Source organism: Salipiger sp. D13 (assembly GCF_003703915.1).
Classification (GTDB): domain Bacteria; phylum Pseudomonadota; class Alphaproteobacteria; order Rhodobacterales; family Rhodobacteraceae; genus Salipiger; species Salipiger profundus.
Map to the genome: position 1 here is coordinate 37,119 of NZ_RAPJ01000019.1, position 23,905 is coordinate 61,023.

General features: G+C 66.7%; 23 protein-coding genes and 1 tRNA gene. 11 read left to right on the plus strand and 13 right to left on the minus strand.

The window, feature by feature from the left end:
* The first annotated feature begins 163 nt into the window (after positions 1-163).
* From D6860_RS21550 to D6860_RS21575, 6 genes are read left to right on the plus strand one after another with little or no spacing between them, the layout of a single operon-like run.
* A complete protein-coding gene (locus D6860_RS21550; RefSeq protein WP_076623356.1) occupies positions 164-3,052 on the plus strand; it encodes a monovalent cation/H+ antiporter subunit A in 2,889 nt (962 codons plus the stop codon).
* Between the two features lies 1 nt (position 3,053).
* Positions 3,054-3,401 carry a Na+/H+ antiporter subunit C gene (locus D6860_RS21555; RefSeq protein ID WP_076623357.1) on the plus strand — a complete coding sequence of 116 codons (348 nt, stop codon included), beginning with the start codon at positions 3,054-3,056 and terminating at the stop codon, positions 3,399-3,401.
* Positions 3,398-4,981, plus strand: coding sequence for a monovalent cation/H+ antiporter subunit D (locus D6860_RS21560; protein ID WP_076623358.1), 1,584 nt, complete (start codon positions 3,398-3,400; stop codon positions 4,979-4,981). The genes D6860_RS21555 and D6860_RS21560 overlap by 4 nt, the downstream gene beginning before the upstream one ends.
* Before the next feature lie 3 nt (positions 4,982-4,984).
* A complete protein-coding gene (locus D6860_RS21565; RefSeq protein ID WP_076623359.1) occupies positions 4,985-5,476 on the plus strand; it encodes a Na+/H+ antiporter subunit E in 492 nt (163 codons plus the stop codon).
* Positions 5,473-5,742 (plus strand): K+/H+ antiporter subunit F, encoded by a 270-nt coding sequence (locus D6860_RS21570; RefSeq protein ID WP_076623360.1) that lies wholly within the window; start codon positions 5,473-5,475, stop codon positions 5,740-5,742. The genes D6860_RS21565 and D6860_RS21570 overlap by 4 nt, the downstream gene beginning before the upstream one ends.
* A 12-nt stretch (positions 5,743-5,754) precedes the next feature.
* On the plus strand, positions 5,755-6,141 hold the full coding sequence (locus tag D6860_RS21575; RefSeq protein ID WP_076623361.1) for a Na+/H+ antiporter subunit G: 387 nt from the start codon (positions 5,755-5,757) through the stop codon (positions 6,139-6,141).
* An 11-nt stretch (positions 6,142-6,152) separates the two neighbouring features.
* On the opposite strand, the gene D6860_RS21580 is transcribed toward D6860_RS21575, so the two are convergent.
* From D6860_RS21580 to ttcA, 8 genes are all read right to left on the minus strand, one after another.
* Positions 6,153-6,653 (minus strand): SixA phosphatase family protein, encoded by a 501-nt coding sequence (locus D6860_RS21580; protein ID WP_076623362.1) that lies wholly within the window; start codon positions 6,651-6,653, stop codon positions 6,153-6,155.
* Positions 6,650-7,333, minus strand: coding sequence for a ferredoxin (locus D6860_RS21585; RefSeq protein WP_076623363.1), 684 nt, complete (start codon positions 7,331-7,333; stop codon positions 6,650-6,652). Before D6860_RS21585 ends, D6860_RS21580 begins: the two co-directional genes overlap by 4 nt.
* Before the next feature lie 3 nt (positions 7,334-7,336).
* On the minus strand, positions 7,337-8,224 hold the full coding sequence (gene argB / locus D6860_RS21590; RefSeq protein ID WP_017468541.1) for an acetylglutamate kinase: 888 nt from the start codon (positions 8,222-8,224) through the stop codon (positions 7,337-7,339).
* Between the two features lie 131 nt (positions 8,225-8,355).
* Positions 8,356-9,009: a ribosome biogenesis GTP-binding protein YihA/YsxC gene (gene yihA, locus D6860_RS21595; RefSeq protein WP_076623364.1), complete on the minus strand. Its 654-nt coding sequence runs from the start codon at positions 9,007-9,009 to the stop codon at positions 8,356-8,358.
* Positions 9,006-9,746 carry an MOSC domain-containing protein gene (locus D6860_RS21600; protein WP_076623365.1) on the minus strand — a complete coding sequence of 247 codons (741 nt, stop codon included), beginning with the start codon at positions 9,744-9,746 and terminating at the stop codon, positions 9,006-9,008. Before D6860_RS21600 ends, yihA begins: the two co-directional genes overlap by 4 nt.
* Positions 9,743-11,563 (minus strand): membrane protein insertase YidC, encoded by a 1,821-nt coding sequence (yidC, locus tag D6860_RS21605; RefSeq protein WP_076623366.1) that lies wholly within the window; start codon positions 11,561-11,563, stop codon positions 9,743-9,745. Before yidC ends, D6860_RS21600 begins: the two co-directional genes overlap by 4 nt.
* 126 nt (positions 11,564-11,689) lie before the next feature.
* Complete coding sequence (locus D6860_RS21610; RefSeq protein ID WP_076623367.1) at positions 11,690-13,231, minus strand: putative bifunctional diguanylate cyclase/phosphodiesterase; 1,542 nt, start codon at positions 13,229-13,231, stop codon at positions 11,690-11,692.
* 63 nt (positions 13,232-13,294) lie between these two features.
* On the minus strand, positions 13,295-14,170 hold the full coding sequence (gene ttcA / locus D6860_RS21615; RefSeq protein ID WP_076623368.1) for a tRNA 2-thiocytidine(32) synthetase TtcA: 876 nt from the start codon (positions 14,168-14,170) through the stop codon (positions 13,295-13,297).
* A gap of 99 nt (positions 14,171-14,269) precedes the next feature.
* Between ttcA and D6860_RS21620 the strand changes: the two genes are divergently transcribed.
* Positions 14,270-14,803 (plus strand): superoxide dismutase family protein, encoded by a 534-nt coding sequence (locus D6860_RS21620; RefSeq protein WP_076623369.1) that lies wholly within the window; start codon positions 14,270-14,272, stop codon positions 14,801-14,803.
* A 16-nt stretch (positions 14,804-14,819) separates the two neighbouring features.
* Here D6860_RS21620 and yidD read toward each other — a convergent pair whose 3' ends face one another.
* The 3 genes from yidD to rpmH form a co-directional block, all read right to left on the minus strand.
* A complete protein-coding gene (yidD, locus tag D6860_RS21625; RefSeq protein ID WP_076623370.1) occupies positions 14,820-15,062 on the minus strand; it encodes a membrane protein insertion efficiency factor YidD in 243 nt (80 codons plus the stop codon).
* A complete protein-coding gene (gene rnpA / locus D6860_RS21630; protein WP_076623371.1) occupies positions 15,059-15,409 on the minus strand; it encodes a ribonuclease P protein component in 351 nt (116 codons plus the stop codon). Before rnpA ends, yidD begins: the two co-directional genes overlap by 4 nt.
* 94 nt (positions 15,410-15,503) lie before the next feature.
* On the minus strand, positions 15,504-15,638 hold the full coding sequence (gene rpmH / locus D6860_RS21635; protein ID WP_076623372.1) for a 50S ribosomal protein L34: 135 nt from the start codon (positions 15,636-15,638) through the stop codon (positions 15,504-15,506).
* A gap of 271 nt (positions 15,639-15,909) precedes the next feature.
* Here rpmH and D6860_RS21640 point away from each other — a divergent pair, with 271 nt between their 5' ends.
* The 4 genes from D6860_RS21640 (at position 15,910) to D6860_RS21655 (ending at position 19,645) form a co-directional block, all read left to right on the plus strand.
* Positions 15,910-16,680, plus strand: a complete 771-nt coding sequence (locus tag D6860_RS21640; RefSeq protein WP_076623373.1) for a TVP38/TMEM64 family protein — start codon at positions 15,910-15,912, stop codon at positions 16,678-16,680.
* Positions 16,681-16,683: 3 nt separating this feature from the next.
* The gene (locus D6860_RS21645) at positions 16,684-18,102 is read left to right on the plus strand and encodes a dihydrolipoyl dehydrogenase family protein (protein WP_076623374.1); all 1,419 of its coding nucleotides are present in this window, start codon (positions 16,684-16,686) and stop codon (positions 18,100-18,102) included.
* A 20-nt stretch (positions 18,103-18,122) separates the two neighbouring features.
* The gene (locus D6860_RS21650) at positions 18,123-19,505 is read left to right on the plus strand and encodes a sensor histidine kinase (RefSeq protein WP_076623375.1); all 1,383 of its coding nucleotides are present in this window, start codon (positions 18,123-18,125) and stop codon (positions 19,503-19,505) included.
* Positions 19,506-19,568: 63 nt separating this feature from the next.
* Positions 19,569-19,645 (plus strand) — tRNA-Arg (locus D6860_RS21655).
* Between the two features lie 206 nt (positions 19,646-19,851).
* Here D6860_RS21655 and D6860_RS21660 read toward each other — a convergent pair.
* On the minus strand, positions 19,852-22,602 hold the full coding sequence (locus D6860_RS21660; RefSeq protein WP_076623376.1) for a [protein-PII] uridylyltransferase: 2,751 nt from the start codon (positions 22,600-22,602) through the stop codon (positions 19,852-19,854).
* A gap of 19 nt (positions 22,603-22,621) precedes the next feature.
* Complete coding sequence (locus tag D6860_RS21665) at positions 22,622-23,818, minus strand: penicillin-binding protein activator (protein WP_076623377.1); 1,197 nt, start codon at positions 23,816-23,818, stop codon at positions 22,622-22,624.
* Between the last annotated feature and the right edge of the window lie 87 nt (positions 23,819-23,905).

The window sequence follows — 23,905 nt, forward strand, 5'->3', positions numbered from 1 at the left end:
CCTTCCTTGTCCGGGGCCGAAGCGGCATTCGCGGGGCAGGTTTTCCGCTCGCGAAACATTGAAAATCTCTGCAAAAATCATACTAAATTGCTTACAACGAAAACTGGAAACCTCCGCGATGGCCCCGACAAGAGGCGCCAGCGGACAGGACGAAGGAACAGGGATGGTTTCAGCCAGCGGACTTCTGCCCGTCATGGTTCTGTTGCCCTTTATCGGTGCCTTGGCGCCGGGGCTGATGATCCGCGCGGGGCGCAACGCATGCGCGACCTTTGCCGCAGTGCCGACGATCCTGGCGCTCGTGTTCCTTGGCGTGATGGCGCCCGACGTGATGGCCGGCAACACCGTCACCGCGCAGTTTTCCTGGCTGCCGCAGCTCGGGCTGAACGCCAATTTCTTCCTCGACGGTCTGGGGCTGCTGTTCGCCGGCATGATCCTCGGCGTCGGGCTGCTCGTGATCATCTATGCCCGGTTCTACCTGTCGGGTGACGATCCGATGGGGCAGTTCTTCACCTACCTGCTGCTGTTCCAGGGCGCGATGCTGGGCATCGTGGTGTCGGACAACATCCTGCTGTTGCTGGTCTTCTGGGAGCTGACCTCGCTCTCGTCGTTCCTGCTGATCGGCTACTGGAAGCACCTGCCCGAGGGCCGACAGGGCGCGCGGATGGCGCTTGCCGTGACCGGGGCAGGGGGGCTTGCGATGATCGCGGGGATGCTGATCCTCGGCAATATCGCCGGCAGCTACGATCTTTCGGTGATCCTGCAGCATGGCGACGAGATCCGCGCCTCGGATCACTACCTCACCGCGCTGATCCTGATCCTGCTGGGGGCCTTCGCCAAGTCGGCGCAGTTCCCGTTCCACTTCTGGCTGCCACACGCGATGGCGGCGCCGACACCGGTGTCGGCCTACCTGCACTCGGCGACGATGGTGAAGGCGGGTGTCTTCCTGATGGCCCGCATGTGGCCGGTGCTGGCGGGCACCGAGGCGTGGTTCTACATCGTATCGACCGTGGGCCTCATCACCATGGTGATCGGCGCGCTGATCGCGCTGTTCAAGGACGACCTGAAGGCGCTGCTGGCCTATTCGACGGTCAGTCACCTTGGCCTGCTGACCATGCTGCTCGGTCTCGGGACCAGGCTCGCGGCGGTGGTGGCGGTGTTTCACATCATCAACCACCTGACCTTCAAGGCGGCGCTCTTCATGTCGGCTGGTATCGTCGACCACGAGGCCCACACCCGCGACATCAAACGGCTCGGCGGGCTCGCGAGCCTGATGCCCGCGACGGCGACCATCGCCGTGGTGGCGGCGCTGTCGATGGCGGGTATCCCGCCGCTCAACGGCTTCATGTCCAAGGAGATGATGCTCGAGGAAGTCGCCCACGCCGACTGGTTCGGGGGCGAATGGCCGATCATCATCCTCGCCACCGTGGGGGCGCTGTTCTCGGTCGCCTATTCCTTCCGCTTCATCGGCCACACGTTCTTCGGGCCGGTTCGCGACGACTACCCGCATCACCCGCATGATCCGCCGGTCGGCATGCTCATCTCGCCGGCGCTGCTGACGGTGATGGTGGTGGCCATCGGCCTCGCGCCGGGGCTTCTGGCCGAGCCGATCGTTCGCGTCGCGAGCGCCGCAGTGATCGGCGGAGAGCTGCCCGAGTTCCACCTCAAGCTGTGGCACGGCGTGACCCCGGCGCTCTTCATGTCGATCGTCGCCGTTCTGGGCGGGGCGCTGTTCCTTTGGCAGCACAAGCGGCTCGACCGTGCCTGGATCGCGACGCCGCGGCCCGAGGCCAAGCCGATCTTCGACGGGCTGGTGAGCCGCGTGGCGCTGGGTTCGCGCCGGCTGACCGAGGTCGCGCACAATGGCGCCATCAGCCGCTACCTTGCCATCTTCACCGCCGCGACGATCCTGCTGGGGCTTGCCGCCTACCGGGGCGGCGGGCTGGCGGCGCCGACGCGCGAGATGCTGCCCGTGCCGCCGCTCGTCGGCATCGGCTTCGTGCTGCTGGTCGTCGCCACGGGCGCAACCGTGCTGATCCACCGCAACCGCTTCCTCGCGCTGATCCTGACCAGCGTCGTGGGCCTGATGGTCTCTTTCGGCTTCGTCTACCTGTCGGCGCCCGACCTCGCGCTTACGCAGATCACCGTCGACACGGTTACCGTCATGCTGATGCTGCTGGCACTGCACTTCCTGCCCAAGGAAACCCCGCGCGAAAGCCCGATGGGCCTGCGGATCCGCGACGGGATCGTGGCGCTGGGCGCGGGCGCGGGCGTCGCGGCGCTGTCCTTCACCTTCCTGCTGCGCGACGTGAGCACGATCTCCGACTACCACCTCGAGAACTCCTACAAGGGCGGTGGCGGCACCAACGTGGTCAACGTGATCCTCGTCGACTTCCGGGGTTACGACACCTACGGCGAGATCATCGTTCTGGGCATCGCCGGCCTCACGCTTTTCGCGCTGATGGAGGCGCTTCTGAACGGGCCTGCCTCGCGCCGGCTGCGCAACTTCACCTTCCCGCCCGACCGCTCGCGCGACCGGCACCCGCTGATGATGGTGATCGCGACGCGGGTGATGATGCCGATCGCGGCGATGGTGGGGGTCTACATCTTCATCCGGGGCCACAACCTGCCGGGCGGCGGCTTCGTCGCGGGGCTGGTGATCTCGATCGCGCTGCTCATGCAGTACATGGCCTCGGGCTTCGCCTGGGCACAGGAGCGCAAGCGCTTTGCCTATCACGCGATGATCGGCTGGGGCGTGGTGATCGCCGGGCTGACCGGCGCCGGGGCGTGGCTCGCCGGCGAGCCGTTCCTCACCAGTGCGTTCGGCTACTTCAAGGTGCCGCCCTTCGAGGAATTCGAGCTGGCAACCGCGTCGCTCTTCGACTTCGGCGTCTTCCTGACCGTGCTCGGGGCGGTGATGCTCATGCTCTACAGCCTGTCACGGCTGGCCCGCTACGCCGGGGAAACCGTCAACGAGGAGCCCATGGATTACGACCCGTCCCGCCGCGTGGAAGTCGCGCGGATCGAGGAACAGGAAAAGAAGGACGAGGCCTGACATGGAACTTGTGGTAGCTCTTTCCATCGGGGTGCTGACCGCCGCCGGGACCTACCTGGTCCTGCGCCTGCGGGCGTTCCCGGTCATCGTCGGGCTGACGCTTCTGTCCTACGCGACCAACGTCTTCGTCTTCTCGTCGGGGCGGCTGGCCGTGGGCGTCCCGCCGGTGCTCAACGACAGCGCGTCGACCTATACCGACCCGCTGCCGCAGGCGCTGGTGCTGACCGCCATCGTGATCTCGTTCGGGATGACGGCGGTGCTGGTGCTGATCGCGCTCGGGGCGTTCCTCGAGTCGGGAGACGATCAGGTCAACGTCGAGGACAAGACGACCGGGGAGGGCGACGCGTGAACCACTGGATCATCGCCCCCGTCGTGCTGCCGGCCATGCTGGCGCCGATCCTTGCGTATGTCATGCGGTTCGACATCCCGCTGCAGCGCGCCGCCTCGATCACCGGTGCGGTCCTGCTGACCGTCATCGCGGCCGGGCTGTTCATGCTGACCGCCGACGGCAGCGTCGAGGTCTACCGTCTCGGCGACTGGCCCGCGCCCTTCGGCATCGTGCTGGTGCTCGACCGGCTGTCGGCGATGCTGGTTCTGCTGACCGCGGTGCTGGGGCTCGTGGTGCTGGTGCACGCCTCGGCAACGGGCTGGGACCGAAGCGGCCGTCATTTCCATGCGCTGATGCACTTCCAGATCATGGGGATCAGCGGTGCCTTCCTGACCGGCGACGCCTTCAACCTCTTCGTGCTGTTCGAGATCCTGCTGATCGCCTCCTACGGGCTGGCGATCCACGGCGGCGGCAAGGCCAGACTGAAGGCCGGCCTGCAATACGTCATCATGAACCTCGCCGGCTCTTCGCTGTTCCTGATCGCGCTCGGCACGATCTACGCCACCACCGGCACGCTCAACATCGCCGACCTCTCCGAAAAGGTCCGCGAGATCCCTGTCGAGGATGCAGCACTGGTGCGCGTGGCGGCGATGCTGATGATGATCGTCTTCGCGGTGAAGGCGGCGCTCTTCCCGGTTCAGTTCTGGCTGCCCGGCACCTATGCGAGCGCCCCCGCTCCGGTCGCGGCACTCTTCGCGATCATGACCAAGGTCGGTGCCTACGCGATCCTGCGGATGCACACGGTGGTCTTCGGGCCCGATGCCGCGGCGATCGGGGCGCTTTCCGGCGACTGGCTGAAGCCCGCGGCGCTCATTACCGTCGCGATCGGCGCTTTCGGCGTCATCGGGGCGCGCCGGCTGCTGCCGCTCGTGTCCTTCGCAACGCTCAACTCGACCGGGACGCTGATGCTGGCCATCGCCGCCTTCACGCCCTACGCCGCCGAGGCCGGCCTCTACTACCTCGTGCATTCGACGCTTGCGACGGCGGCGCTGTTCCTTGTCGCGGACCTGGTGCTCGCCCGGCGCGCTGGCGGAGACGCGCTGGCCGCCGCACCCGCGACGCAACAGAACGGGCTGCTCGCGGCGCTGTTCTTCATGGCGGCTATCGCCATCGCGGGGATGCCACCGCTGTCGGGCTTCCTCGGCAAGCTGTTGGTGCTCGATGCGCTGCGCGTTGCGGAATACACCCCGCTGATCTGGACCGTGGTTCTCGCCGGATCGCTGCTTGTCATCGTGGGCTTCGTGCGCGCCGGCAGCCAGCTGTTCTGGAAGTCGACCTCGGTCGATCCTGCGCCCAAGGCCGAGGCCGGGCTCGCCCCCGACCCCGCGCTCGCTCCGGCGGCGCCCACCGATCGTCTCGGCCCGCTGCAGGTCGCGCCGACCATGGTGCTGCTCGCGGGGCTGGCAGCCCTGACGATCTTTGCCGGTCCGATCTCGCGCCACATGAACGCCACGGCCAGCCAGCTTTTCGATCCGAGCGCCTACATCGAGGCGGTGCTCGTCGACCAGCCGATGACCAAGGACCTCGAGGAGCACCACTGAGCCATGCTGAGACGCCTGCTTCCACACCCGATCCTCAGCGTCACGCTCACCATCGTCTGGCTGGCGCTGGTCAACACCGTGACGCTCGGCAACCTGTTTCTCGGTGCGGTGCTCGGGGTGATCATCCCCTACATGACCGCGCCCTACTGGCCGAACCGGCCGAAGGTCGGCGCGCCGCTGCGGGCGGCGGAATATGCGCTGATCGTGCTCTGGGACATCATCGTCGCGAACGTCGTCGTGGCGGGCATCGTGCTTTTCAAACCCAGGAGCCGGATCCACTCGCAATGGGTCGTCGTGCCGCTCGAGCTGACGTCGCCCGAGGCGATCACCGTGCTGGCCGGCACGATCACCATGACCCCCGGCACCGTGTCGGCGACGCTGTCCGCCGATGGCGCCGCGATCCTCGTGCACTGCCTGCACACCGATGACCCGGACGGGGTGCGGGACGAGATCAAGTCCCGTTACGAGCGCCGCTTGATGGAGATTTTCAAATGATCACATACGCGCTGATCTTTGCCTTCGGCTGCTTCGGCTTCGGGCTGCTGGTGACGCTCTGGCGGCTGCTCGCGGGGCCGTCGCCGGCGGACCGGATCCTTGCGCTGGACACGATGGTCATCAACTTCATCGCGCTGCTGATCCTCTACGGCGTGTGGCGGGGGACCGCGATCTACTTCGAGGCCTCGATGCTGATCGCGATGGTCGGCTTCGTTTCGACCGTTGCCTTCTGCCGCTTCATCCTGCGCGGCGACATCATCGAATAAGGAGGGACCGAGATGGAACAAGAGCTGACGATGCTTCCCGAACTCCTGGTCTCGGCCTTTCTCGTGATCGGCGGCATCTTCGGACTGGTGGGCGCGATCGGCATGATCCGCCTGCCGGACCTGATGCAGCGCCTGCACGCTCCGACCAAGGCGACGACGCTCGGGGTAGGGGGGGCCCTGATCGGGTCGATGCTCTATTTCAACATGATCGAGGGCGAGATTTCCTTTCACGAGCTGCTGATAACGCTGTTCCTGTTCCTCACGGCTCCGATCACGGCGAACTTCATCGCCAAGACCTACATGCAGGCGTTCGTGCGCAATAGCGACCTGCCGGAGACAGGCCGCCGATACGGTTGGGCGGTCTACGACGATCCGCCGAACGAGGACAACATCAACTGAAGACGACGCGCTCAGTCGGCGTTTTCCTCGAGCAGTTCCCGTGGAATGACGAAACCGCGGGCGATACCGGTGCCTTCACGCAGCTCCGACCAGTCGGATATGTCGAACTCGGCCACCAGCGTGGCCCCTGTCGGATAGTCCGCGAAGCGCGCATGCCCAACCGGGTCGGCAAGCACCTCCTGCGCGAAGGCGCCGATCCCGGGGTTGTGCCCCACCACCAGCACGGTCTCGCCCTCGGCCTCGCTCAGGCATTTCAGCATGGCGACGGGGCCGGCGTGGTACAGCCGCTCTTCGTAGCGCGTCGGGATGTCGAGACCCAGCCGCTCAAGCGTCTCGCGGGTGCGCGTGGCGGTCGAGCAGAGCGCCTGGTCCGGCAGCAGGTCCTGGCGGCGCAGCCAGTCTCCGAGCGCCGCCGCGCTGGCCTGTCCCCGCTTGTTGAGCGGGCGCTCGTGGTCGACCATGCCCCTCGACCAGTCCGACTTGGCGTGTCGCATCAGGATAAGCCGTTTCATCCGTTCCCTCCCTCGGTCCCGGGCCAGTCTTCCATGAAGGCGGCCATGTGAAAAGATGCCTGTGCGGCGTCGCGATGAAGGTTTGCCGAAAGCGGACAGGCCCGCTGGGCCAGGCAGCCGCGCAGACGACACTCGCGGCCCTCGGGGCGGCGGAGATGGTGCTGGCAGGCCGGGACGTCGTAGGCCGCGCCCTCGCGCAGTGCACCCACCGGGCAGGCCGAGGCGCAGGGGCGGTCGATGCAACCGGGGCATGGGGCTGGGCCAGTCGTGGGAAGCGCGAGCCGCTGGGGCAGGGCGATGGCACCGCGATAGCTGATCATCAGGCCGACGCGGTCATGCACGAAAAGGCCGATCGGCGAGGGGAAGGCGCGCCCCGAGCGGCGCGCCCAGGTCAGGAACGGCGGCCACGGCGGACCGTCCGACGGCAGGATCGCGGTGCCGCCCCATCGGGTAGCGAGATCGCCAAGCACGCGGGCGGACCAGCGGTCGAGCGGATCCGGAGCCTCGTCCGCGTATTCATCGGATGCGGCGAAGATCGGCCAGAAACCAGGCTCGTCGGGACCAAAGAGCAGCAGCGTGCCCGTTCCCTCGGGCAGGGCATCGCCGGGCCGCGGATGGAAGGCGCCGCGCAGGATGAGCCCGTGGTCTGCCGCCCGGGCCTCCAGCGCAGCCAGGGGCATGCGCTAGGTCCGCACCGGCGGCAGTTCGGCCGAGCGGATGAGCGAGCCGGCCCCGTGCTCGGTGAAGAGTTCGAGCAGACAGGCATTGGGCACCCGCCCGTCAAGGATGACGACGGCGCGCACGCCCTCCTCAATGGCCTTGAGCGCGGTTTCGGTCTTGGGGATCATGCCGCCGGCGATGACGCCGTCGGAGGTCATCTGGCGAACGTCCTCGGGGGTCATCGCGGTGACGACCTCGCCCTCGGCGTTCTTCACGCCCGACACGTCGGTCAGAAGCAGCAGGCGGTCGGCCTTGAGCGCCCCCGCGATGGCGCCGGCGGCGGTGTCGCCGTTGACGTTGTAGGTCTCGGTCGCCTCGGTGCCGGTGGCGACGGGAGCGACCACCGGGATGATGCCGGCGGAGAAGAGATCGCGCAGCACCTGCACGTTGAGCTCGGTCGGACGGCCGACGAAGCCCAGCTCGGGGTCGTCCGCCTCGCAGACGATGAGATCGTCGTCCTTGCCGGAAAGCCCCACGGCGCGGCCGCCCTCGTCCATGATCGCCTGCACGATGCGCTTGTTGACGAGCCCGGTCAGAACCATCTCGACGACCTCGACGGTGGCCTTGTCGGTAACGCGCTTGCCGCGCACGAAACGGCTTTCGATGTTGAGACGCTTGAGCATGTCGTTGATCATCGGCCCGCCGCCGTGCACGACGACGGGATTCACGCCGACCTGACGCATGAGGACGATGTCACGGGCGAACTCGGCCATGGCCTCGTCGTCGCCCATGGCATTGCCGCCGAATTTCACGACGACGACGGCGCCGGTGTAGCGCTGCATGTAGGGAAGCGCTTCGTTCAGCGTGCGGGCGGTGGCGATCCAGTCTCGATTCATCTTCTGCTGCTTCATTCTGTGAGGCATCCTTCCGATGCGAACGGGCGTGTCCTTCTGTCGGCAATGCCTGCGCGGGACGCAAGATTTTTCGTACGAAAAATCTTCACGCGGGTGGAGGGGCCGAAAAATCTTCGGTCGAAGATTTTTCAGTCGAGCCCGGCGATGATCGCGCGGAGGGTGGCGATGCCGTCGCCCTTCTCTGAACTCGTCAGGACGATCTCGGGGTAGGCCGCGGGGTGGGTGGCCAGCCGGCTGCGGACCTGCGCGAGCACCTTTTCGCGGTCCTTCTCCTTGACCTTGTCGGCCTTGGTCAGCACCGCCTGGAAGGTGACGGCGGAACGGTCGAGCAGGCTCATGATCTCTTCGTCGACGCTCTTCACACCGTGGCGCGCGTCGATCAGGACGAAGGCCCGGCGCAGCGAGGCGCGACCGGACAGATACTGTTTCAGCAGGGCCTGCCACTTCTCCACCACGCTCAGCGGCGCGTTGGCATAGCCGTAGCCGGGGAGGTCGACGAGATACCGTTCGTCTCCGAGGGTGAAATAGTTGATCTCCTGCGTGCGGCCGGGGGTGTTCGACGCGCGGGCGATCGCCTTGCGCCCGGTGAGCGCGTTGATCAGCGTCGATTTTCCGACGTTCGAGCGCCCGGCAAAGCAGACCTCGGCGCGATCATCCGGCGGCAGGCCCGACATGGCGACGACGCCCTTGAGGAAGTCGACCTCGCCGGCGAAGAGTTTCCGGCCCTTCTCGCGGGTGGCGTCGTCGGGTTCGGGCGCAAGGGGAAAGGGAAGGGATGTCATGGTGTCGTGACCTCGTAACCGGTGGCGACCAGTCCGCCGTGGGTGACCTTCGCGTAGACCCCGAAATCGCGGTGACCGAAACCCGTGTGCAGCGCGCGCAGGACGTTCGCGTCGCGCTCGCCGGTATCCGGATTGGCCTCGGTGGCGCGGCAGCGCTGGATCCGCTGCGTGACCTCGAGTGTCGTCCGGCCGATTTGCAGCGTTTGTCCGATCCAGTCGAATTCCTGCCACGGCTCGAGCCCGTCCAGGATCAGGTTTCCGCGGAAGCGCTCGATCTCCAGCGGCTTTCCGATGGCCTCGGACAGCGCACGCAGGCTGGCGAGGTTCAGGATCGACAGTTCGGCGCGGCCGTTGTCGGCCATGCCCTGCGGTGGCGCGGGCACGAGCGCGCGGGGGGCGGGGCTCGTCTCGGGCCAGAGCGGTTTCACCCAGTCGATCAGCGCCGGTCCGTCGGTGCCGGGCGAAATGACGAGATCGGCACGCTCGGGATGGGTCAGGGTGATCCGGCCGTCACGCCCGGTCGTCGCGCGCACCGGCGCGAGTTTCGGGCCGTTCGCCACCACGAGGAAGTTTCCCCGTGATTGCCAGGTCGGTGCCGCTTCGGCGTTCTCATGCTGGAGCGCCCATGCCCGGTCTCCGGGCATGGGCGCGTCCTGATCCAGGATCACCTCGTCAAGGGGTTCGCTGCCGATCCCCTTGATCGGGTGCCGTCTTATCTGGGCAAGCCGCACCGTCATTTGGCGGGCTTGTCGTCCTTGGGCGTGCGCTTGAAGCCCGACCTGATGTTGCCGAACACGTCCGGCTTGTAGCCCTGGCTGCGCATGATCAGGTACTGCTGCGTGAAGGTGATCGTGTTGTTGGTGATCCAGTAGACCACGAGGCCGCTGGCGAAGCCGCCGAGCATGAACATGAACACCCAGGGCATCCAGGCAAAGATCATCTTCTGGGTCGGGTCCGCCGGGGCGGGGTTCAGCTTCTGCTGCAGGAACATCGAGATGCCCAGCAGGATCGGAAGGATGCCCACGAAGACCAGCGCCAGCGTGCTGCCCGGGTCCGGTGCCGCCCAGGGCAGCAGGCCGAACAGGTTGTAGATCGACGTCGGGTCGGGCGTGGAGAGATCCTGGAAGGGGCCGAACCACGGTGCCTGGCGCAGCTCGAACGCGACGAAGATCACCTTGTAGAGCGAGAAGAAGATCGGGATCTGCAGAAGGATGGGCAGACAGCCGGAGGCCGGGTTCACCTTTTCCTTCTTGTAGAGCGCCATCATCTCCTGCTGGAGCTTCTGACGGTCATCGCCGGCGCGCTCCTTGAGCTTTTCCATCTCCGGCTGGAGTTCCTTCATCTTCGCCATGGAGACGTAGGACTTGAACGCCAGCGGGAAGAGGATTGCCTTCAGGATCACGGTCAGCGCGATGATCGACCAACCCATGTTGCCGATCAGCTGGTGCAGTTGATGCAGCAGCCAGAAGATCGGCTTGGTCAGGAAGAAGAACCAGCCCCAGTCGATGCTGTCGATGAAGCGGTCGACGCCCTGCTGCTGGTAGTCGCGGATCGTCTCGTATTCCTTGGCGCCGGCAAAGACCTGCGTGGTGACCTCGCGGCTTTCGCCCGGGGCCAGCGACATGGTCGGCATCACGGCCTCGGTCTGGTAGATGTCGCGGCTGTCGTCATACTTCGAGACCTGCTTGAAGCCGGTGTCGCCGGGGATCAGCGTGGTCATCCAGTAGTGGTCGGTGAAGCCGATCCAGCCGGTCTCGGAGACCTGCGTCACCTCGGCGCGCGCGCCCTCGCTCGGGAGCATGTCCATGTCGGGCATGTCGGAGTAGTCGATCTCGTTCAGCTTGCCGTCGGCCATGGCAACCACGCCTTCGTGCAGGACGAAGAAATTCTTGAGGTCGACCGGTTCGCCATGGCGCGCGATGATGCCGTAGGGTGCCGCCGAAATCTCGCTCTCGCCGGTGTTCTCGACCGACTGGGTGACGGTGAACATGAAGTCTTCATCGACCGAGACGGTGCGACGGAAGACGAGCCCCGCGGGGCTTTCCCAGCTGAGCGTGACGGGGCTGTCGCTGGTCAGCGTGTCGCCCTCGGCGACCTGCCACTCGGTGTTCGGGCCCGGCACGTCGGAGGCCGACAGGCCCGAGCCGGGGGCCCAGCCGAACAGCGTGTAATAGGCATGGCCCGTCCCGACCGGCTCGAGGATCTCGACATTGGGCGAGTCCTCGTCGATGTCGACGGTGTAGTCCTTGAGGGTGAGCGCGTCGATCCGGCCGCCGGCGAGGGCGATCGAGCCCTCGAGGCGCGGCGTGTCGATCGGCACGCGCGGTGTGTCGGTCGCGGCGGTGTCTGGCGCCGGGCTGGCTGTGTCGCCGGACGCCGAGCCGGGCGCCGTTGACGGGGTCGTCGCGGGCTGGCCCTCGGTCTGCGTGATGGCGGCAGGGTCGGCCTGATCCTGGGCCGGCTCTTCCGGTGGAGGGAAGAGTACGAACCAGATGAGGATCACCACGAAGCTCAGCCCGGTTGCGATGAGCAGGTTCTTGTTCTGATCGTCCATGCGTGACCGCCGCCCTGTCCTTGGAAAGTCACCGCGGGTTCAACAGGCAGGGCCTGCAAAGGTCAAGCCGATTCCGGGTGAATCGGGCTTTTGTGACCATGCTGCGCAGGGTTTTGCGGGCTTTCGTCAGCCGGCGCCGCGGCCGATGTTCTGTGCAGAGGCGATCCGTTCAGCATGGCGGTGCGCCCAGTCGACGAGCTGCTCCTGCGGCATCGGGCGCGCGATGCCGAAGCCTTGGACGTGGTCGCAGCCGAGCTGTGCCAGAAGTGCATGCTCGGCCACGCTTTCGACACCCTCTGCGACCGTCTCGAGCCCCAGTCTGTCCGCCAGACCGAGCACCGCGGCGAGCATTCTGCGCTGTTCCTCGTCGCGGTCGACGCGGGTCACGAAGCTTCGGTCGATCTTGAGCCGGTGGACCGTGAAGCGCCTGAGCGCCGTGATGGAAGCATGCCCGGTGCCGAAGTCGTCAAGGTCGATCTGGCAGCCAAGCCGGGACAGTGCGGTAATATTCTGGGCGACGCGGCCCGCCGGCGAGTCCGCGATGACCGTTTCGAGCACTTCGACGCCGAGGCGCTCAGCCGGCATGTCGAAGCGGTCGAGCTCCCACCGGATCCGGTCCACCAGCTTTGCGCTGCGCAGCTCCACGTCCGACAGGTTCATGCTGACCCTGGGGATCTCGAGGCCCTGCCGGTCCCACTCGCGCAGGGCAGTCAGGCTGTGTTCGAGGATCACTTCGCTCAGCCGGTCCATCTGGCCGGCGTCCTCGAGCGCGGTCAGGAACTCGAGCGGGGGGACGATTCCCCGTTCCGGGTGCAGCCAGCGGGCCAGCGCCTCTACGCCGCTGATTGCACCGGTGGAGGTGCAGAGCTGCGGCTGGAACCACGGTCGGATCTGGCCCTTGGCCATCGCGCGCTCGACCTCGCTCATCAGGGATTTCCGCGCGTTGCGTTCCGCCTGCATGGTGTCCGACCACGCCCGAATCGACGAAGGACCGTTGCCGAGCGCCTCGGTGAGCGCGGTGCGGGCGGCTTCCGTGAGGGCATCCCCGCTGGCCTTGCCACGCAGGCGGTTCGAACCACAGAACCCGATGGCGACCGATACGAACTGGGTGCCGGCGTCAGTCTCGACGGGTTCCTCGAGCGCGCGCTGAATCCGGTCCGAGAGCGTAAGCAGCGCCTCGAGATCAAGCCGTACGGAGGGGCCGAGAAGCACCATGAACCTTGCGTCTCCCAGCCGGGCAACACGGTCGCCGCGGCGCAGCAGACCCTGCAGGCGGTGCAACATGACCGCCCGAAGGGCTTCGATCACGTCATCGCCGGTGCGGCGGCGGAGGTCGTTCAGGCCTTCCGCCTCGACCATGACGCAGGCGGTGGCAAGTTTCGCGTCTGCCGCGTTCTCCAGCATCTTCTGGGCGAGATCCCCGGCAGTGGCGCCGTCGATGAGGTCGGGAAGGGGCCGATCGAGGTCAAGCAACCCGCCCCCCGGGGCCGAGCCCAGCGCGTAGAGCACTGGTATCCCGAGCGCGATGGCGACCAGAGCCAGTTCGCCACCGATCCAGAAGCCGGAGAGCGTTATTGCCGGCAGGAAGGCGATCATGTGGGGCCCGTGCAGCCAGCGCGAAAGGCGTGCCCGCTGGCGGATGAGATCAGCCCGTATCCGTGATGTCATCGTCCGCCCCCATGCTGCCGTTGCAGACGGGAACAGGACTAGAACATGGAGGTAACCCGAAACTTAACGCAGGTCGGGAATATCGGACTTCTCGCCCGCTGCCTCGCGCATCAGGCCGACGAAATCGAAAAGCTTCGGATCGAGCATGTGCGAGGGCCTGATGTTCATCAGCGACCGGAACATCACCTGACGGCGGCCGGGGCTGTTCTTTTCCCACTGGTCGAGGATCTGCTTCACCTGCTGGCGCTGCAGCCCGTCCTGCGATCCGCAGAGATCGCAGGGAATGATCGGGTAGTTCATCGCACGCGCGAATTTATCGCAGTCGACCTCGGCCACATGGGCAAGCGGACGGTAGAGAAAAAGGTCGCCCTCTTCGTTGACCAGCTTCGGGGGCATGGTCGCGAGGCGTCCGCCGTGGAAGAGGTTCATGAAGAAGGTCTCGAGGATGTCGTCGCGGTGATGCCCCAGCACGACCGCCGAACAGCCTTCCTCGCGTGCGATGCGGTAGAGATTGCCGCGGCGCAGGCGTGAACAGAGCGCGCAGAAGGTGCGCCCCTGCGGCACCTTGTCGACGACGACGGAATAGGTGTCCTGATACTCGATGCGGTGGGGCACCTGCATCCGCTCCAAGAACTCGGGCAGAACCGTTGCCGGAAACCCCGGCTGGCCCTGGTCGAGGTTGCACGCCAGAAGCTCGACCGGCAGCAGCCCGCGCCACTTCAGCTCGTGCAGCACCGCGAGCAGCGTGTAGCTGTCCTTGCCGCCGGACAGGCAGACGAGCCACTTCGGCATGCTGCCATCCTCGCGACGTTCCACCATGCCATACTGCTCCACCGCCTCGCGCGCGTTCTGCACGATGCGTTTGCGCAGCTTCTTGAACTCGGTGCTCTTGGGAGCGCCGTGAAAGAGCGGATGGATGTCGTCGCTGTCGTCGAGCATGGGCTGCGCAATACGCGCGGATCACGGAATCGGCAAGAGCCGGCAGGAACGTGATGCCGTGGCCGCACGTTTGACGGGAGATTGATAGAGGAGATACCCATGAAACAGGCAACCGCTCTCATCGCCGCCGTGTCCGCAGCATGTCTCGCCGGACCCGCGCTCGCGCAGTCGGACATGACGGAGAATCCTGCCGCAACCGCCACGCTGGCCAACTCGGATGGGCAGAACGTTGGCGAAGTGAAGGTCTTCGAGGCGGCCGAGGGCGTGCTGATCCGCGTCACCGCCGAAGGTATCGACGAGGGCTGGCACGGCTTCCATCTGCATGAGACCGGCGACTGCTCGGCTGTCGATTTCTCGTCGGCAGGAAGCCACTACGCGCCGGACGGCAAGGCGCACGGCACGCTGACGGACAACGCGCCCCATGCCGGTGACCTGCCGAACGTTCATGCGGATGCCGAGGGCAAAGTTGCCGCTGACGTGACGAGTGTTGCGCTGACCGTTGATGGAGATGCGGCGCCGATGATGGACGACGACGGCTCGGCCTTCATCATCCACCAGGGCCCCGACAGCTACGGTGAAGAGGCCGGCGCGGGCCCGCGCATCGCCTGCGGCGTGGTCGAGGCCGCATCCTGATAACGGCCTTGAAGCCTCAGTCCCGGGAGCGCCTCTTGTGCTCCGGGACGTTGTCTATGCCGCTGCCGCCCCAGGGGTGGCAGCGGAGTATCCTGCGGGCGGCCAGCCAGCTGCCCCTCAAAGCACCGTGTTTTTCCAGCGCCTCAAGCGCATAGGCCGAGCAGGTCGGCTGGAAGCGGCAGCCGTGCCCCACCCACGCAGATCCCAAGAGCCGGTAGGCACGCACCGGCAAGGCCACGACATGCGCGAGCGGGCTCATGTCCGGGGTTTCCGGGGCGCGTGGATCTTGCGCAGCGCGGTCTCGAAGTCTTCCCGCAGAAGTTCGAAGGGTCGCGCGGCGGTTTCATCCCGGCGACCGATCAGCACGTAATCCCAGCCCGGCCGGCCAAGGCCCTGCAGGCTGAGCCGCGCGACCTCGCGCAGGCGGCGCTTGGCACGATTGCGCGCAACCGCATTGCCCACCTTTTTCGAACAGGTGAAGCCCACGCGAATCGTCGGATCGTCGTCATCGCGCCGCCGCGCCTGCACGAGCATAGAGCCCGCGGGCTGTCGGCGCGCGCGGGCGGCTGCGAGGAAATCCTTGCGCTTGCGCAGGGTCACGGGCATCGGACGGCCATGAGGAAAGGCCGCCTCGGACGTATCCGGGGCGGCCTTTTCATGGGTATGCGTGTCCCGCTCCGCCATGGGCGAAGCGCGCAGCTCAGGCGCTGAGCTGCTTGCGGCCGCGGGCGCGGCGCGCGTTCAGGACCTTGCGGCCCGCTTTGGTCGCCATGCGGGCGCGGAAGCCGTGACGGCGCTTGCGAACCAGGTTCGACGGCTGAAAGGTGCGTTTCATCGCGCTCTACTCCGTTTTCGGGCAGCCCGGGACGGATTCGCCGGGCCGGTGTCATTCGAAGCCCGTCCTATAGGGAGGCATGGGCCTCATGTCAAACCTCTTGTCGTAGGAAAGGCTGTCGTGCCCCGCTGCAACATTTCCGGGCAGGTTTGCGGGCGCATTGTTACAGGAGGCCTTGCCGGAAGGGCAATGCGGCCCGAACGCGTCACCTCGGATCAAGGCCGCGTGATAGGGCTGTTGCGATGCCGCGCGCTCGCGCATCTTGGAAGACATGACCGATACGCACCACGATCTTTCCCGCCCGCGCGAGACGGGCCAGCCGACCGACCGGCCCGGTCGCGGCATCGTCCGGCATCTGCCGCTTGCCGTCATCCTGCTGGCAGCCGTCGCGGGGTTCGTGACCCTGCGCGACTACATCAGCTTCGAGACGCTTGCCGAGCACCGCGAGGCGCTGCTGGCGTTGCGAGACGCGCACTACGTGCTGATCGCGGGCGCCTTCCTGCTGATCTATGTCGCCATCGTCGCCTTCTCGCTGCCCGGTGCCGCCGTGACCTCGGTGACCGGGGGCTTTCTCTTCGGTCTTGCCGCCGGCACGGTGTTCAACGTGGTGGCGGCCACCGTGGGGGCGCTGCTTATCTTCCTTGCCGCGCGTGCCGGTCTCGGCCAGACGCTTGCGACGCGCATGGACGCCTCGGAGGGGCGGCTGGGCAAGCTCAAGGCCGGGCTGCGCGAGAACGAAGTCAGCGTGCTGCTTCTGCTGCGGCTCGTGCCCGTGGTGCCGTTCTTCGTGGCGAATCTGCTGCCGGCGCTGGTGGGCGTGAAGCTGCGCAGCTTCCTCTGGACGACCGCGCTGGGAATCATCCCGGGCGCACTGGTGTTCACCTCGATCGGCGTCGGTGTCGGCGAGGTCTTCGACCGGGGCGAAACGCCCGACTTGAGCCTGCTCTGGGCGCCGCAGGTGCTGGGGCCGTTGCTCGGCCTCGCGGCGCTTGCCGCTCTGCCGATGGTCATTCGCGCGATCCGTGGCCGGCGGGAGATCTGAGCCATGCAGACCCTCAAGACGGATCTTCTCGTGATCGGTGCGGGCTCCGGCGGGCTGTCGGTCGCGGCCGGAGCGGCGCAGATGGGCGCCCGCGTGGTGCTGCTCGAACCCGGAGAGATGGGCGGCGATTGCCTCAACCATGGCTGCGTGCCGTCGAAGGCGCTGATCGCGGCGGGAGAGCGGGCGCACGGCATGACGGGGGCGGCAGCCTTCGGCGTTGGCCCGAACGCGCCGCAGGTCGACTACGCGGCGGCGCAGGACCACGTCGCCGAGACCATCGCCCGCATCGCCCCGATGGACAGCCCCGAGCGCTTCGAGGGCTTCGGCGTGACCGTCATCCGCGAGGCGGGCCGCTTCATCTCTGCGCGCGAGGTGCAGGCCGGTGCTCATGTCATCAGGGCGCGGCGAATCGTGGTGGCAACCGGCTCGTCGCCCTTCGTGCCGCTGATTCCGGGGCTGAGCGAGGTGCCCTATCTCACCAACGAAACGCTCTGGGATCTGCGCGAGCGGCCCGAGCATCTGCTGATCGTCGGCGGCGGTCCCATCGGGCTCGAGATGGCGCAGGCGCACCGGAGGCTCGGCAGCAGGGTGACGGTGATCGAGGCAGAGCGCGCGCTTGGCCGCGAGGATCCCGAGATGGCGGCCATCGTGCTCGAGGATCTGCGAACCGAGGGCGTCGAGATCCACGAGGACACGCCCGCCCGCGCTGTGCGCGGCACCGCTGGAGCCATCGAGATCGAGACGGCGGATGGCCGCTGTCATCGCGGCACGCATCTTCTCGTGGCGGTCGGGCGGCGCGCGAACACGGACGGTCTCGGGCTCGAGGCCGGGGGCATCGCCGCGACCGGGCAGGGCATCACCGTCGACGCGGGGCTGCGCACGAGCAACCGCCGGGTCTATGCCATCGGCGACGTGGCGGGCGGGCCGCAGTTCACACATGTCGCGGGCTATCACGCGGGGCTGGTGGTGCGGAACGCGCTCTTCGGGCTGCCGGTGCGGGTGAAGCCGCAGATCCTGCCGAGGGCGACCTACACCGCGCCGGAACTGGCACAGGTCGGCCTGACCGAGGCCGAGGCCCGACAGGTTCACGGCGACCGGCTCGAGGTCATCCGCCAGCCCTGGCAGCACAATGACCGCGCCGTTGCGCAGCGGGCGACCACCGGGTTGCTCAAGGTGATGGTGGTGCGCGGGCGGCCCGTGGGGGCGTCGATCGTCGGCGCGCAGGCGGGCGAATTGATCGCGACATGGGCGCTTGCCCTGTCGGCTGGCCTGAAAATGAGCCAGATCGCCGGCATGGTCGTGCCGTATCCGACGATTGCAGAACTTAACAAACGCGTTGCGGGAACCTATTTCAGTCCACGTCTGTTTGAAAACGAAACAGTGAAGAGAATTGTAAGAGTGGTGCAGCGCTGGCTGCCCTGACGGGACAAGACTGAATCCGAATGCTCAACTCGCTATCCGGCCGTTTCCTCATCCTCACGACCGTCTTCGTGATGCTGGCCGAGGTGTTGATCTTCGTGCCCTCCGTCGCGCGGTTCCGTGCCGACTACCTGAACGACCGTCTCGAACGGGCGCAGATTGCCTCGCTGGCGCTTCTGGCCGATGACATGATCGACCCCGATCTGGAGCGCGAGCTGCTGGCCAACGCGGGCGTCTACAACGTCGCACTGCAGCGCAACGCCGCGCGCGAGCTCATGCTGTCCTCTCCGGTGCCGGGGCAGGTGTCGCACAGCTTCGATCTGCGCGAGGCCGGGCCGGTGACCCTGATCCACGACGCGCTTCGTCGGCTGCTCGATCCGGAGCCGCGCACCATCCGGGTGCTCGGCTATCCGTCGCGCGAGGCCGGGCAGCTCATCGAGGTCACCATGGACAGCGCCCCGCTGCGCAATGCCATGCTGGAATACGGGCTGCGTGTGTTCCTGCTGTCGGCGGTGATCTCTGTCATCACCGCGCTGCTGCTCTTTCTCGCCGTCCGCCGCCTGCTGGTGAAGCCGATCAAGCGCGTGGTCGGGCAGATGCAGCGCTACGCCGAGGCTCCCGAGGACGCCCGGCGCATCATCAAGCCCTCTGCCGGCGTGCGCGAGCTGCGCGAGGCCGAGGAGGCGCTGCAGTCGCTCGAGACGCAGCTCTCCGCCTCGCTGCGGCAGAAGGAGCGCCTTGCGCAGCTGGGGGGGGCAGTGGCGCGGGTCAGCCACGACCTGCGCAACATCCTCACCTCGGCGCAGCTCTTCACCGACCGCATCGAGGTGTCCGAGGATCCGGCCGTGAAGCGCATGGCGCCGAAGCTGGTCGGCTCGATCACCCGCGCGGTGTCGCTCTGCGAGAACACGCTGGCGTTCGGCCGCGCCGAGGAGCCGGCGCCGGTGCTGACCCAGTTCAACCTCGCAGCGCTCGTCGGGGAAGTGCTCGATGCTGAGCGGCTGGCAATCGGCGACCACGATCTCAGCCTGTCCGAGGACATCCCGGGCGGCATGCAGATTCGCGGCGATCCGGAACAGATCTACCGGATGATCGGGAATCTCGTGCGCAACGCGCGGCAGGCGATCATCGGCTCGGGCGAAGCGGGAGAAATCAGTGTCTCGGCCCGTATCGAGGACGACGACTGGGTGATCGACGTGACCGACACCGGGCCCGGTCTGCCGCCCAAGGCGCGCGACCACCTCTTCCAGCCGTTCCAGGGCGGTGTCCGCAAGGGCGGTGCGGGGCTCGGGCTCGCGATCGTGGCGGAGCTGGTGCGCAATCACGGCGGCACCCTGCAGCTTGCCCGCTCCGATGCGCAGGGCACGTGCTTCGAAATCCGTTTGCCGATGGGCGAGAACGCCTGATTGAAAAAACTGCGAAAAAGTCTCTTGCAACTCCCGGCGCCAGAGTCTAGATCACGCCTCAACGGACCGATAGCTCAGCTGGATAGAGTACTTGACTACGAATCAAGGGGTCGGGGGTTCGAATCCTCCTCGGTCCGCCAGAATTTCCAAGGCCCGATGCAAATTGCATCGGGCCTTATTCTTTTTGGCGCGAGTTTAATCGAAACCATGTTGGGCCTGTGCAATCGGGCCTTGGTGGTCTCTGCGAGATTTCGATAAACGGGGAAGGATGGCCGCAGAGCGTGCCTGAGTGCGCGGGTGAAGCGCGGGGGCGCTCCGGAGGCGTGTTGCCCCCGGAGCTGTCCGATCAGTCGTTCTGCGCGATGCGTTCCGTGCCCGCCTCGATCGCGGCGCGAAGGCGGCGCTCCAGCGTCTTCTGCTTCGAGGGCGTGTAGAACTTCAGGCCGAACATGTCCTTCACATAGAAGGTGTCGACCACCTGCTCGCCATAGGTCGCGATAACCGCGCTCGCGATGTAGACGTTGCTTTCGGACAGGGTCCGGGCAAGGTCGTAGAGCAGCCCCGGGCGGTCGCGCGTGTCGACCTCGATGATCGTGTAGATCTCGGAGCCCTCGTTGTCGAAGGTGACCGAGGTCGGCACGTTGAACGCCTTCTCGCGCTTCTTGAGCTTGCCGCGCGACAGGATCGCCTCGCGCGGTTTCACCTCGCCCAGCAGGGTCTTGCGGATCGTGTCACGCAGACGGGGCAGGCGGCTTTCCTCGTAGGGCGAGCCGTCACCGTCCTGGATCCAGAAGGCCGCGGTGGCATAGCCGTCCTTGGAGGTGAAGGTGCGCGCGTCGACCACGTTCGCCCCCACCAGCGACAGCGCCCCGGCCAGCCGGGCGAAGATGCCCGGATGGTCCGACAGGGCAAAGCAGACGCGGGTGGCGTCGCGGTCCTCGTCGGGGTGGATGTCGATGCGGATCTCGTCGTCGCGAATGTCGCGCAGGAGTTCCGCGAAGACGGCGTGGGCGGTGACGTGCAGCCCCTGCCAGTAGGGCGGGTAATGCCGCTGGGTCTCGGCGCGCAGCTCTCTGGGCTCCCAGTCCGAGAGTGCCTCGCGCAGGGCCTTCTTGGCCTCGGCGCCGCGGTTCTCGCGGTTGAGCGCTTCCATGCCGTCTTCGAGCGCGCGGCGGGTCTGGCGGTAGAGCGCCCTGAGTAAAGCGGCCTTCCAGTTGTTCCAGACGTTGGGGCCCACGCCCCGGATGTCGCAGACGGTCAGCACCGTGAGCAGGTCGAGCCGCTCCTTCGTCTGTACCGCCTTGGCGAAATCCCGGACGGTGCGCGGATCGGCGATGTCGCGTTTCTGCGCCATGTCCGACATCAGCAGGTGATAGCGCACCAGCCATTCGACGGTCGCCGTCTCGGACTTGTTGAGACCGAGCCGCGGCGCCACCTTGCGCGCGATGCGGGCGCCAAGAACGGAATGATCCTCGTCGCGGCCCTTGCCGATGTCATGCAGCAGCAGCGCGACATAGATTACCTTGCGGTTGACGCCTTCCTTGAGGATCGTCGAGGCAACGGGCAGTTCTTCGACGAGATCGCCGTGCTCGATGTCGCTGAGGTGGCGAATGCACTGTATGGTGTGCTCGTCGACCGTGTAGCTGTGATACATGTTGAACTGCATCATCGCCACGATGGTCTCGAACTCGGGGATGAAGGCCCCGAGAACGCCCAGTTCGTTCATCCGGCGCAGCGAGCGTTCCGGGTTCCCGTGCTTCAGAAGCAGGTCCATGAAGATGCGCCGCGCCTCGCGGTTGGTGCGCAGCTCATCGTCGATCAGGTGCAGGTTGGCCTTGACCAGCCGCATGGCATCGGGGTGCAGGAGCAGGCCGGTGCGCAGGCCTTCCTCGAAGAAGCGCAGCAGGTTCACCTTGTCCGAGAGAAAAGCGGTCTCGTCGACGATGGCGAGCCGGTTGTGGACCACCTCGTAACCGGGCTTCACCTTGGGGCCACGCTTGAGCATCCGCACGAGCAGCGGTGCATCCTTGCGGTGTTCGGCCTCGAGCGACGTCAGGAAGATGCGGGTGAGGTCGCCCACGGCGGTGGCGTGCCGGAAATAGTCCTGCATGAACCACTCGACCGCGCGGCGGCCGCCACGGTCGACGTAGCCCATGCGCTCGGCCACCTCGACCTGCATGTCGAAGGTCAGCTGCTCGACCGCGCGGCCGGCGGCCAGGTGCAGGTGGCAGCGGGCGGCCCAGAGAAACTCCTCGGCACGGATGAAGGTGTCGTATTCCTCGCGCCGGAAGACACCCAGCGGCACGAGCTGTTCGGCGTCATCGGTATGGTGGATGTATTTCGTGATCCAGTAGAGGGACTGGAGATCGCGCAGGCCGCCCTTGCCCTCCTTGATGTTGGGCTCGACAACATAGCGCAGCCCCTGCTTGCGGTGGCGCTGATCGCGCTCCTCGAGCTTGGCGGCGACGAAGGCGCGCTCGGAGCCCTTGAAGAGGTCTTCCCACAGGCGGTTTTCCAGCTCGCGGGCAAGCGGCTCGTGACCGGTGATGTAACGGGTTTCGAGCAGCGCCGTGCGGATGGTGTAATCCTCTCCGCCGAGCCGCAGGCAGTCCTTCACCGTGCGAGAGGCATGGCCGACCTTCAACTTCAGGTCCCACAGGATGTAGAGCATCGACTCGATCACGCTCTCGGCCCAGGGGGTGATCTTCCAGGGCGTCAGGAACAGCAGGTCGACGTCGGAGTAGGGCGCCATCTCGCCGCGACCGTAGCCGCCGACGGCCATCAGCGTGAGGCGTTCGCCCTCGGTCGGATTGTTGAGCGGGTGCAGGCGCTGCGTCGCCAGGTCGAAGACGAGCCGCACGATGCAGTCGGTGAGCCAAGCGTAGGCTTCCGTCGTGGCAAAGGCTGCGCGCGGTTTCTCGTTGAAGGCGCCTGCGATGACCTCGCGGCCGTCCTTGCGGGCCGCCGACAGCATCTTGACCGCGATCGCGCGGACTTCGGCTTCGGTCGTGGCCTCTGCGCAGGCCGCGAAAAGGGCGTCGCGCAGGGCCGGGAGGTCGATGATGCGCGAGGCCGGGGCGATCAGGTCGTCCGGCATCGCGCCTGTCGTCAGTGGCTCAGAAGCCTGCGCCTGAGAAGCTGGAGGGTGCAGGGTCAAGGATCACCATCTGGTTGTTGCGCACGGTTGCGACGGCGAGCCCACGCTCGTTGGTGCCGTCGGACTTGAGCCGGAATACACCGCCCGTGCCTTGGAAACCAGCGGATTGCGTCAGCGCGCGCCCGGTCAGCGCGTCGCTGCGGCCCCGTTTCACCAGTGCACCGACGGCGGCGATGCCGTCAAAGGCGAGCCCGGCGAGCGGGTGCGGGGACGTGCCGTAGGCGGCGCTGAAGCGCGACGAGAAGTTCTGCTGCATCGACTGGTTCGGCAGGGTGAACCAGGCGCCCTCGGCCCCCGGGTAGCCGAAGAGCTCGGGCTTCACGTCCCAGCGCGTCAGGCCGATGTACTGGGTCTGCGCCGGGTCGACGCCGTTCTCGGGCATGACCTGCAGCAGGATCGGCATCGCCGCATTGGTGGCATCGGTGGTGATGAACACAGCGTCCGCACCGGATTCGGAGACCACGTTGCCCATGTTCTGCGCCGCCGAGGTCACACCGTCGATGCTGAGCGGGTAGGGTTGCGTCGTGGCGACGTCGATGCCGTTGTTGGCGGCGGCCTGCTGGATCGCCGAGCGGCCGAACTGGCCCGGCACGTCCTCGGAATAGAGCACGGCGACGCTGTCGAGACCTTGCCGGCGACCGTAGCCCATCAGGCGGTCGGCGGTGTTCACGAAGGTCGGCCCGAGCACGAAGAGGTTCCCGCCGGCAATCGAGGGGTTGTTCGAGAACGACAGCACGTTGACGCCCTCGTCCGCGACAACCTTGCTGGCCTCGACGGCGACTTCGCCGCGCAGCGGCCCGAGAATGATCTTGGCGCCCTCGTCGACGGCACGCTGGGCCGCGGAGGCCGCGGTCGCCGGTGAGCCGGCGGTGTCGTAGACCGCGAGGTCGATGTTCACCCCGTCGAGATCCGCGATGGCGAGCCGCGCGGCGTTCTCGAGATCGCGGGCGATGGTGCCTGCGCCCGAATCGCTGCGGGGCACGAGCAGGGCGACGCGCACGGGCTGCTTGGGGTCGATCTGCGGGCCGCCGCTGCCGGCGCCTCCGCCGCCCAGATCGGACATCATCGGCGCGCCGCAGGCGGCGACGAGACCTGCACTTGCCACGACGGCAGCGGTGCGGAGCGCCTTGCGGGCGCGGGACAAAACGGCGAACATGCTGGTGGAACTCCCTCGAGATCAGGCGCGGGTTCGATCCCGCGCGGGTTTGAGGCTGATCATAGGCCAGCAGGAAGGCGGGTCCAG